Source organism: Acinetobacter sp. Ver3 (assembly GCF_000632455.1).
Taxonomy (GTDB): Bacteria; Pseudomonadota; Gammaproteobacteria; order Pseudomonadales; family Moraxellaceae; genus Acinetobacter.
Map to the genome: position 1 here is coordinate 18,605 of NZ_JFYL01000040.1, position 10,510 is coordinate 29,114.

At 38.4% G+C, this 10,510-nt stretch carries 8 protein-coding genes and 1 rRNA gene; 2 read left to right on the forward strand and 7 right to left on the reverse strand.

All coding sequences use genetic code 11. The features are described 5' to 3' along the window. Positions 1–21: 21 nt before the first annotated feature. Positions 22–567, reverse strand: a complete 546-nt coding sequence (locus CL42_RS10830; RefSeq protein ID WP_035268130.1) for a DUF2726 domain-containing protein — start codon at positions 565–567, stop codon at positions 22–24. 428 nt (positions 568–995) lie between these two features. Further along, the gene (locus tag CL42_RS10835) at positions 996–3,392 is read right to left on the reverse strand and encodes a YgiQ family radical SAM protein (RefSeq protein WP_035268131.1); all 2,397 of its coding nucleotides are present in this window, start codon (positions 3,390–3,392) and stop codon (positions 996–998) included. A gap of 325 nt (positions 3,393–3,717) precedes the next feature. Between CL42_RS10835 and CL42_RS10840 the strand changes: the two genes are divergently transcribed. Both CL42_RS10840 and CL42_RS10845 read left to right on the forward strand, forming a co-directional pair. Next, positions 3,718–4,743 (forward strand): alpha/beta hydrolase, encoded by a 1,026-nt coding sequence (locus CL42_RS10840; RefSeq protein ID WP_228133264.1) that lies wholly within the window; start codon positions 3,718–3,720, stop codon positions 4,741–4,743. A 488-nt stretch (positions 4,744–5,231) separates the two neighbouring features. Further along, positions 5,232–5,774, forward strand: coding sequence for a type 1 glutamine amidotransferase domain-containing protein (locus CL42_RS10845; RefSeq protein ID WP_035268133.1), 543 nt, complete (start codon positions 5,232–5,234; stop codon positions 5,772–5,774). A 40-nt stretch (positions 5,775–5,814) separates the two neighbouring features. On the opposite strand, the gene CL42_RS10850 is transcribed toward CL42_RS10845, so the two are convergent. From CL42_RS10850 to rrf, 5 genes are all read right to left on the reverse strand, one after another. After that, a complete protein-coding gene (locus CL42_RS10850) occupies positions 5,815–6,126 on the reverse strand; it encodes an ankyrin repeat domain-containing protein (RefSeq protein WP_035268134.1) in 312 nt (103 codons plus the stop codon). A 35-nt stretch (positions 6,127–6,161) separates the two neighbouring features. Next, entirely contained in the window at positions 6,162–7,016 is an 855-nt protein-coding gene (locus CL42_RS10855) for a cell division protein (RefSeq protein ID WP_035268135.1), read from the reverse strand. 81 nt (positions 7,017–7,097) lie between these two features. Then, a complete protein-coding gene (locus tag CL42_RS10860; protein WP_035268136.1) occupies positions 7,098–8,447 on the reverse strand; it encodes an aromatic acid/H+ symport family MFS transporter in 1,350 nt (449 codons plus the stop codon). 372 nt (positions 8,448–8,819) lie between these two features. Continuing rightward, positions 8,820–10,070, reverse strand: a complete 1,251-nt coding sequence (locus tag CL42_RS10865) for an esterase-like activity of phytase family protein (RefSeq protein WP_035268143.1) — start codon at positions 10,068–10,070, stop codon at positions 8,820–8,822. A 233-nt stretch (positions 10,071–10,303) separates the two neighbouring features. Further along, positions 10,304–10,418 (reverse strand): 5S ribosomal RNA (rrf, locus tag CL42_RS10870). Between the last annotated feature and the right edge of the window lie 92 nt (positions 10,419–10,510).

Below are 10,510 nucleotides of genomic sequence, written 5' to 3' on the forward strand. Positions count from 1 at the left end.
GCTTTATTATTTCAAAGATGATTAGCTAAATGCGCGAATATCTGCCAATCGCCCAGCACTATACTTTTCTAATTTATGCTCAATCACGGATTCGTCTACCCATTCAATTGGCATTTCCTCGGTGTACTCATCCAAAAAATCACGTCTTAACTGCACATATTCTGGCACAGCATGGTAAGAGATCACTTTGTATCCCGCGGTTTCAAGTAATGCATTTTGAAACTGTAAAGTATGTCCACGTTTGAATGAAAATTTATCTTCTAAACTGACAATGGCAAGAACTTTACAATCCTTATTCATCACCACAAAATCAGCAAACATTGACTCATATTTACGGCGTGTACGTGGTAACTTTGTGGTCAGTAAGGCGTCAAAAGAGACATGTGCCAAAATATGCGCATTTGGCATGATTTCTTTAAGACGATTGAAAGTTACTTGCTGATAGGGGCTAAACACTGCTCTTTGACGGAGCATGCTATCAGAGGGTTGTTGATGCTTTAATCCTTTATAAGCAATGAACAACACCACAGCGAGTATGATCACACTCGCGATGATCATGATATCCATGACTAGTATCCTTATTTGAATTCTTATCGTTAATTTCTTTTTTAAACTACTTCAAAAAACACAACTTTTATTATTGTTTCATTATGCTGATGCTAAACATCGCATAGTCCAAGTGAAAAGCGCTCCAGACCAAGCTTATATTAAACATGTTCCGCACTTATTGGCTATAGTCTAAAACATGAACCACATCACACTATTACATAATTGTTGGACAATGAAAAATTTTTCATTTGAAGATAATACAATATCACCTGAAATGAAAAACTCAAAACCACACTAAACTACTAATTTAAATGATTTTATTTGAATAAAAAAGAGATTGATCCAAATCAAGCCCAATATTCCGATAAAATGAGCATCACCGAAAATATTGTATAGAAAATGTTCAAAAAAGGACGCCGCAGCGTCCTTTTAAAAGAAATTATCATTTATGCACGAGACTTGGGTTTGGATTTACCCTTAGGTTTCCCCTCGCCAAAAGGTTTTTTGCGATCTCCAGTCTCACGTGGTGGCAAACCAGTGTGCTGTGTCAAGATTTGGCCTTTCTTCGGACGATTATTTTGTCCTTGTGATTGACCACGATTAGCGGTTTGACCCGTACGTTTTTGTGAATCACCTGCAACAGTTGAATTTTTCTTACGTGCAGATTGATATTGACCATCCGTGCCCTGAGGCTGATACGTCGGAATCAAATGTTGCTTAGAATTACCAATTAAGTCCTGACGACCCATTTCTTTCAAAGCTTCGCGCAGTAAAGGCCAGTTATTTGGATCATGGTAACGTAAGAAAGCTTTATGTAAACGGCGGCGTTTTTCACCTTTTACAATGTCGACATCTTCAGTATAACGTGCCACTTTCGCAAGCGGATTTTTACCGGTGTAGTACATGGTGGTCGCAGTTGCCATTGGTGATGGATAGAAGGTTTGTACTTGGTCAGCACGGAAACCATTCTTTTTCAACCAAATTGCAAGGTTCATCATATCATAATCGGTTGTACCCGGATGCGCCGCAATAAAGTAAGGAATAAGATATTGTTCCTTACCTGCTTCTTTACTGAAACGATCAAACATTTGCTTAAAGCGGTCATACGTCCCAATACCCGGCTTCATCATTTTATTGAGAGGGCCTTTTTCGGTATGTTCAGGAGCAATTTTTAAGTAGCCACCGACATGATGAGTGACTAATTCTTTGACATATTCAGGGTTCAATACTGCAAGGTCATAACGTAGACCCGAACCAATCAAAATCTTTTTAATACCCGGTAAAGCACGAGCTTTACGATATAACTGCGTAAGAGGTGCGTGATCAGTATGCAAGTTTTGACAAACACCCGGGAACACGCACGATGGCTTACGACAGTTCTTTTCAATTTCTGGATCTTTACATGCCAAACGATACATATTGGCTGTTGGACCACCTAAGTCCGAAATAATGCCTGTAAAGCCCGGCGCCGTATCACGAATCTTTTCAACTTCACGTAAGATCGATTCTTCAGAACGGTTTTGAATAATTCGACCTTCATGCTCCGTAATCGAACAGAAGGTACAACCACCGAAACAACCACGCATAATGTTCACAGAGAACTTGATCATGTCAAACGCTGGGAAACGCGCATCGCCATAAGATGGATGTGGTAGACGTGCATAAGGCAAGTCGAACACATAATCCATTTCTTCTGTGGTTAATGGAATTGGCGGTGGATTGATCCAGACATCACGCTCACCATGCTTCTGCACGAGTGCGCGCGCATTCCCTGGATTGGTTTCTAGATGCAAAATACGGTTTGCATGGGCATAAAGCACTGGATCATTGGCAACTTCTTCAAAAGAAGGTAGACGAATCACAGCCAATTCACGTGGTGGCAATTTATGTTTAATCGCCTTAGATGATGGCTGTAACTGCACAATTTGAGTATCTGCATCCAAATTGTCGCCTTCACGAACAATCGGATTGCTGACCACTTCTTTTTGGAAATTCTGATACTGCGTTAAGCTGTTGCCTTTGTCTTTCTCAATTTCACAGCCATCAATATCTTCGGTCATCACATATGGATTGATGATTGGATCAACACGGCCTATGGTATCGACATCATTTGATGCGATCTCAACAAATTTAGCTTTCGCTGCACGGTTATGCTTATTAATAATAAATGCAGTACCACGAACATCAGTAATGTCTGTAATTTTTTCGCCTTTGGCTAGACGGTGCATCACTTCAATGATTGAGCGTTCACCATTACCATACATCAATAGATCGGCTTTTGAATCCATTAAAATAGAACGACGAACTTTGTCAGACCAATAGTCATAATGCGCAATACGACGTAATGAGCCTTCGATACCGCCTAGCAGAACAGGAACATCAGGGAACGCTTCACGACAACGTTGACAATAGACTGTTGCTGCACGGTCAGGACGTTTATTCGGTTGGTTATCTGGAGAATAAGCATCATCTGAACGGATCTTACGGTCAGCCGTATAACGGTTGATCATAGAGTCCATGTTACCTGCCGATACGCCCCAAGCAATATTTGGTTTACCAAGTACACGGAATGCTTCAACATTCGTCCAGTCTGGTTGGGCAATAATACCAACACGGAAACCTTGCGCTTCAAGCACACGGCCAATGATACCGGTTACAAATGATGGATGATCGATATAAGCATCACCACAGACAAAAATAAAGTCACAACTATCCCAACCGAGTTGGTCCATTTCCTCGCGTGACATCGGCAAAAAAGGCGCGGGTTCAAAACAAGACGCCCAATATTTGTCGTAATCAAACAACGCTTTTGGCGCAGTCTGAGCGGTATAAGCAGTAGACATGGCTAGCAATTCTCGGCTGGCAGATGGAAGATCAAAAATTAGATCAAAGATGAAAGCCGATCATTTTACCATGAATTCAACTCAACTTGCTTGATTAAAAAACAATCAAATACAACTGCTTAAATTTTCTATTCATCACTGATGACCTAAGACCTGTTTCTGTACATTTAACATACAACCAAATCTAAACAAAAAATAATATGCATTTAATTTCAGCAACTTGAGCTTAGCAATTGACTCAATTCCTTTACGACTGATGATTTGGGTAATAAACAAAGTTGCTTTTCATTTTTATAGTGTTTAAAAAAACGAAAGGCGTTTAATCGTGCTCAAAATAATACTCACAACCGTTGCCACCATGATGGCTTTATCAATTTCCAATTTGGCTTGGACTCAAACTAAAATTCCACAGTCTTACCAGCAACAAGCAGCTTGGCAACAATTACAACAAAGACTCCCTTTGAAATTTCGTATCAACGACCAAAACAAACCACATGAGTACTACTGGAGTTGGAATGATTACCGTGTACATGTCGATGCTTATCCCAATACTAAAGCGCCAGCCAAAGTCATTTTATTACATGGCGTAGGTACAAATGGTCGTCAGATGAGTTTAATCCTTGGGCGTCCACTTGCCCAAAAAGGGTATGAAACCTTCGCATTGGATTTACCCGGTTATGGTCTGACGCAATACCCTTCAAAAAAAGAAATTCGTTATGATCATTGGGTGAAATTGGTCAATGATTTTGTGAACGAACAAGCTCAAAAAGATGATCGTCCTATTTTCCTTTATGGACTCTCAGCAGGTGGAATGCTCACCCTACATGTGGCTATGCAGAATCAACATGTCGATGGCATCATCGGAATGACCTTTCTCGATCAAGAGTTTAAAGACGTTCAAAAAGGAACCATGCGTTTTAGTGCTCTAAGCCCTGTTCTTTTGCCAAGTATGAAAGCAGTAGCACATACCCCTTTGAAGCAAATCACCTTACCTATGTCCTTGGTCTCAAAGATGTCAAAACTCACCAATGACCCTGAAGCCTTAAGAATCATGTTGGCTGATAAAACATCTGCAGGTAATAGCATGAGCGTGGAGTTTTTAAACAGCTATATGCATTACCAAAAACCATATCCTTTGACTCAGTTTAATCAAGCACCTGTGTTGCTGACTCAACCTGAAAAGGATCAATGGACTCCTTTAAAATTGAGCCAACCTGTTTTGAAACAGTTGAAAGTACCTTATCGTGTGATGAGTTTACAAAATGGCGGGCACTACCCTGTGGAGCAACCTGCATTAGATCAGCTGGTAAAATACAGTGATCAATTCATTCGTGAAAATTTAAAACGCTAAATTGATCTATTGAACGATAAATGAATCACTTAGATTGTTTTGTAAGCATTTTCCTACAATCATCTCTTCCATTGTCGGCTATGCATATCAACGACACTGGACTATTCTTAAACCATCAGGAAACAGGAAGTTTCCCAAACAAAAAACAACAATAATAAGTTTGAGCATCAGGACGTGAGGTACGACAGGAGTTATACCTAAAAGCAGCCGATACGAAGAAAAGCCCATCAGGAAGATGGGCTTTTCTTTTTCTTGCACATAGAATTTTTAAGCACACTACACGTTGTCACGCTTGTAAAACAATTATTCACCATGCTTTTTCGCTTTCACAACACTTTCATGCATTCCATTTGTTAGTTTTAAAGTGTGTCACGCAACAACTCTGACTGTAATTTCCAAAGTGCAAGCGACTTATGCTGTTCCTACAACACGGAATATCCTAGTGCAAACGGCTTGCATACAAAATTTTAAAGATTGAGGATGTGAACATGGCAAAAGCTTTATTTATTACTGCAAATTTTGGTGTTGAAAAAGATGAATTAATCAAACCCTTAGCATTTTTAAAATCAAAAGGGATTGAAACCTATCATGCTGCTGAAGAAAAGAAATCTGTTCAGACTGTGGTTGGGGATCAAGAGCCTTCAGATCAAGTTCAACCTGACATAAGCTTTGATGAAGTCAATGCAAACGACTATGACATCCTGATTATTCCTGGGGGAACGGTCAATGCGGATAACTTGCGAATTCATCCACAGGTTCAAAAATTGATTCAAAGTTTTGCTGACCATCAAAAACCAATCGCAGCTATTTGTCATGCGCCTTGGACGTTAATTGATGCGCAACGTATCAAAGATAAAAATCTGACGTCTTACAAGTCAATAAAAATTGATTTAGAAAATGCAGGCGGTAAATGGGTCGATGAAGAGGTGCATCGTTGTAATACTGGCGGTTGGCCGCTCATTACTTCACGTTGTCCTGATGATATTCCTGCATTTAATGAAGCCATTTATAAAGAATTGACGCAGTCTTAAACGATTAAAACCCCTTTTTAGGGGTTTTATTTCGCATGTTTTACAGACTTTTTAAGTAATCTACGATTTCTTGCTCGCCTGCCATTTCAGCAAGTTCTAAAGCTGTAAATTGCCCCTTGTAAGCAACATTTGCACCTTTTGCGACTAGCAGTTGTACTACATCTAAGTACCCATTCTCTGCGGCTGCTTGAAGTGCGCTATAACCTTCATCATCAATTTGGTTTACATCAGCTCCGTTGTTTAAAGCTGTTTCAACTTCTGTGATTTCGCCTAATGAAGCCCAATAGATCAGTTCAGGAAGATGAAGTTCGCTATCATCGTCAGGGAGTGGGGAGAATGAATTGAGTTTCATAGGAATATAATCAATTTAAATTACTTTAACTGATACTATAACTCATTTCGCTGTAAAGACTCCTTTTCAAATTTTAAGGCTTCTTTGTTTGAGCCTAAATATCTGTTGATTCCATCAATAGCAAAAAATCCACTAATTGGATTTTCATGATGACCAATTATTAAACCTCCTAAACAATTCTTTGCAGTACAGTTTGCAATAAGAGTACTGTTATTAGTGATTAAAATATTTGTTGGACGTATTAGAATTTCTACTCCGTTCCGAAGAAATCTACCCCTTTTGAATATTACTTTATTAGGGGGACAGAATTGTATTTCGATTAAAATCTTTCGATGGTTTTCTCTAACTGTAAGAGTAGTACCAATTAATTGGATATCCCAAGCTGATGGTTTGTAAATTAATTGATTATTTTTAATATGAAGTACTGGAGAATTATACTCATTAAAAATTACTAGGTTTAATAAAAAATGACCGTCAGCCAATATCAATCCAATTAGAGGTACTCCATCAACACTTAGTGGAATCATTGCAGTGCCATAACCATTATCACTACAAGTGAAAGTATTACCCCCTATTTCAACAATTGCTTCTTCACCTGAAAAATGTAATAGATATGGTTTTGATACTCCTTGTCGCAGGTTGAAAGGATCTTCATTAGCTTTTCTAACAACCTCCTTCGGTAATAATCCATTAGTTTTCTCACGATGATGATGATCACAAAGTAGCGTTATCTCTTCAGCTATATGACGCTTAACTAAAGCCCATTCTTCCATATGCTCATATTCATACAATGGCATTCCACAAATAACGCATCCAAAACCACATCTTTGTCTAACTTCTCTTTGTATAGGTAATGGAATATTTCTACTACTTACTTTTTCTTCGAGCATATTTTAAAATTAATCTTATCAAAATTAGTAGTTTATAACATAAAAAGCCCCCTTACGGAGGCTTTTAAAACATTCATTTATTTAAGCTTTTGCAATACTTGGCTGACTTGAACCAATCTTTTCAGATTCACTTTCATTCATAATCAAAGCCACTGCAATTGCGGTAATCAACACAGGTAAACCTACTGCCATAAAGTTAAAATGCGCTGGTAAGTTCATCCCAAGTAACCCGCCAATCAAGATTGGACCTACAATTGCTCCCATACGACCAATCGCAGACGACCAGCCAATCCCTGTTGAACGAACAGCTAATGGATAGTACTGAGCTACGTAGCTGTATAACAACATCTGTGAACCAATCGATGCAGCACCTGCCAAGAACACCAAGATGTAAAGTAACAGCATATTCGACTGGAAGCCCATTAAGCTCATCACAATCGCACCCATTAAACCCAAGAACATCAATACAGGTTTTAAATGGTAACGGTCTGCCAAGATACCACCACCAACGATCCCCACTACCGCACCAACATTCATGACCATCATGAACATTAAGCTATTATCCATTGAGTAGCCCGCAGCCATCATCAATTTCGGTAACCAGCTGCTGAGTGCGTACATGGTTAATAAGCATGTAAAGAATGCAACCCAGAACAACAATGTATTTACAGCGCGGCCTCGACGGAACAAGCTGACAACAGTTGCCGATTCAGGCTCATCTACTTGATCTAGCTCGAAAGTTGTATCTTTCTCAACTTGTACTTTAGGTTCAATCTTCGCCACGATTTGACGAGCTTCTTCCTGACGATTTTCTTTTACGATGAAGGTTAAAGATTCAGGTAAGAATTTCCAAATAATTGGAAGTAAAAGTAATGGAATACCTGCGATAAAGAACATGATTTCCCACCCAAAACTTGGTGTAAACCATGAACCTAATAATGCAGCCATCACACCACCTACCGCATAACCACTAAACATAGTGGTTACCAAGGTGCTACGCATTTTTTGAGGTGCATATTCTGAGGTCAAAGCCACAAGGTTTGGCATAACACCACCAATCCCTAAACCTGCCAAGAAACGCAAAATACCGAACTCAGTTGGATTGGATGCAAAACCACCCGCAAAGGTTAATCCACTGAATAAAATAATACAGATCATAATGACTTTTTTACGGCCAATCTTATCTGCTAAAGAACCAAAAATCATTGCGCCAAACATCATCCCTGCAAGTGCAGTACTTGCGAGCATGCCTGCTTGAACAGCACTTAAACCCCATTCATCCATCAGTAATGGTAAAACTACGCCATTAATTGCTAAGTCATAACCATCAAACAGGATAATGAGTAAACACCAAGCGACAACATTGAAGTGAAATGGTGTGAATTTAGCATGGTCAATAATTTTATTGACGTTCATTGCTTGCTGTGACATTCCTCACCTCCTGTGAGAGATCGTATTTCAATAATCTTTAAGCACGATCCAACCAACTTTGAATTTAATTGTTGTGAGCGACGCATCAAAATCGTGTGCTTAAAGTCTGTGAGGTAAATTTCACATAATTCTGTGTTAATAAAAATTGAACGTTAGTCTAAAATCCAATCAAAATTAGGCTTTTTATCTAAATATCGCATTAGACCAAAGTTAGTTTGACTTATGAAAATCAGTGTTTCCATCATTTTATTGGTGAGTAATGATGATATCTCTCTCAAATACGAATTTATTAAAGTACTTATTTAATTATGATATTTTTCACTTAATTTAATAAAAAACCTCATAGATCAAAATCCATGAGGCCTTGAACAATTAATATAACTTTTTGTCTAATTTAATCTGAATAATTTCATTATCATCTGCAAGTTTTGCATTACGTCCACTCGAACCCGGAAAATTATTGTCATTCAACACTGTGATTAAATCAGGTCCTTCAATCACAATATCTTCAATGGTAAAGAATGGAAAACCGAAACGCTCACCCGTCATAATATCGCCCTCACGTGGCGTACCATATAATAAATTTGGATTTGCAATATCCATTAAATTGACTAAGTCTATCTTGTTAACCAACTGCTTCGGTTCATTCAGTTGTATTCGAACTAATTTCTTAAAACCACCAATATTATTTTCAGTATCATCACGCTCAATTACAATACCTTCATTTTGACTAAATAACTGGAAATCACCAATTGCTGTTGCTTTAGGGTCGAGCTCAAAATAGTAATGGTCATTTGTATATGCTTTTTTAGCAATATCAAATTTTGAAATTAATAAATGTCTTTGCGCATTCTTGCTTAATGGTTTTTCCAGCATTGGATATAAATATTGACCATCTGGAGAAATAGCCATACCTTCAAATCCACCACTTCTTTGCACGAGCGCATTTTCTATTTCAGCCGCACTTTGATGAAGTTGATTTTGTGGAGATCGAAGCTCTTCTCCTTCTTTTTCAGGATGAGGCAATGCAATCGGAGCACTCTTTAAGACACCATCAGCACTAAAATGCAGTAAAAATGGACCGAATTCATCTCCGATCCAGATATCACCATTTTTATCACGCTGTATAGATTCCGGATCAAAATCAGCACCTGTTAAAAGTCGTTCTGGCGTACTCTCATTGACAATTTTGAATGGTACTAACTTATTCGGATCACGAAGCTGTATATGAGACAGTACTTTAACGTTATTTGAGTTGGTCTTAGCAGTTCTAAAATCTACTGAAATATTATAAAGGCGCAATAGATAGTCTGCTGAGTTATCTTGTGCCCCAAATCCATTATCAGACATTACAAGATACGTTTCATCAGCATTTTTTAATGCCCCAGAAAATCCTTGAACTGGCTGACCTTTAAATGGCGGATAAATACCGTTTGCACCTTTAACATAAAGTCCTGAATCTGGTCCATCGGCATAGGTAGCCACATCAAGCTTTGCAAATGAAACAAGTGTAGGTTCATTTATTTGATTTTGTTGATCTGAGGTGATCTTATCATCAGAATCATTACAACCGCTAAGGGCTAAAAATGACAATAGCACTGTGCTTAAAAGTGTCTTGTTCATAAATCCATATGTATCACTTAATTAAGGACTCATGATTAAACGGCATGATGGTGTCATTCCTCTGACAGATCAATGAAGATTTGATTAAGGCTTTTATTATTAGTTCCTCACTATATAAAAATCTTTATCAGTGAGTTCTAAAATACATTTCCCTTTATATTTAATTCTTTAATTCTTTATTATCCCGCATAAAAAAACACCCCCTTCAATAGAAGGGGGTGTTTAGAATAATGAGCTGGCGATGACTTACTCTCACATGGGTAACCCCACACTACCATCAGCGCTAAGAGGTTTCACTTCTGAGTTCGGGAAGGGATCAGGTGGTTCACTCTTGCTATTGTCGCCAGCACAACTGTTGTGACTTTGCTTGGGTCTTATTCGCATGTATTGTTTGCGTGCCTTTGCTTGGTCAAAGAAGTTATTAACAGCTATTTGAGTTT

What these genes read in the sequence shown, in the direction of transcription:
- CL42_RS10830 (WP_035268130.1), bottom strand. Translation starts at nt 567, where the DNA reads ATGGATATCATGATCATCGCGAGTGTGATCATACTCGCTGTGGTGTTG.
- CL42_RS10835 (WP_035268131.1), bottom strand. Translation starts at nt 3,392, where the DNA reads ATGTCTACTGCTTATACCGCTCAGACTGCGCCAAAAGCGTTGTTTGAT.
- CL42_RS10845 (WP_035268133.1), top strand. Translation starts at nt 5,232, where the DNA reads ATGGCAAAAGCTTTATTTATTACTGCAAATTTTGGTGTTGAAAAAGAT.
- CL42_RS10850 (WP_035268134.1), bottom strand. Translation starts at nt 6,126, where the DNA reads ATGAAACTCAATTCATTCTCCCCACTCCCTGACGATGATAGCGAACTT.
- CL42_RS10855 (WP_035268135.1), bottom strand. Translation starts at nt 7,016, where the DNA reads ATGCTCGAAGAAAAAGTAAGTAGTAGAAATATTCCATTACCTATACAA.
- CL42_RS10860 (WP_035268136.1), bottom strand. Translation starts at nt 8,447, where the DNA reads ATGTCACAGCAAGCAATGAACGTCAATAAAATTATTGACCATGCTAAA.
- CL42_RS10865 (WP_035268143.1), bottom strand. Translation starts at nt 10,070, where the DNA reads ATGAACAAGACACTTTTAAGCACAGTGCTATTGTCATTTTTAGCCCTT.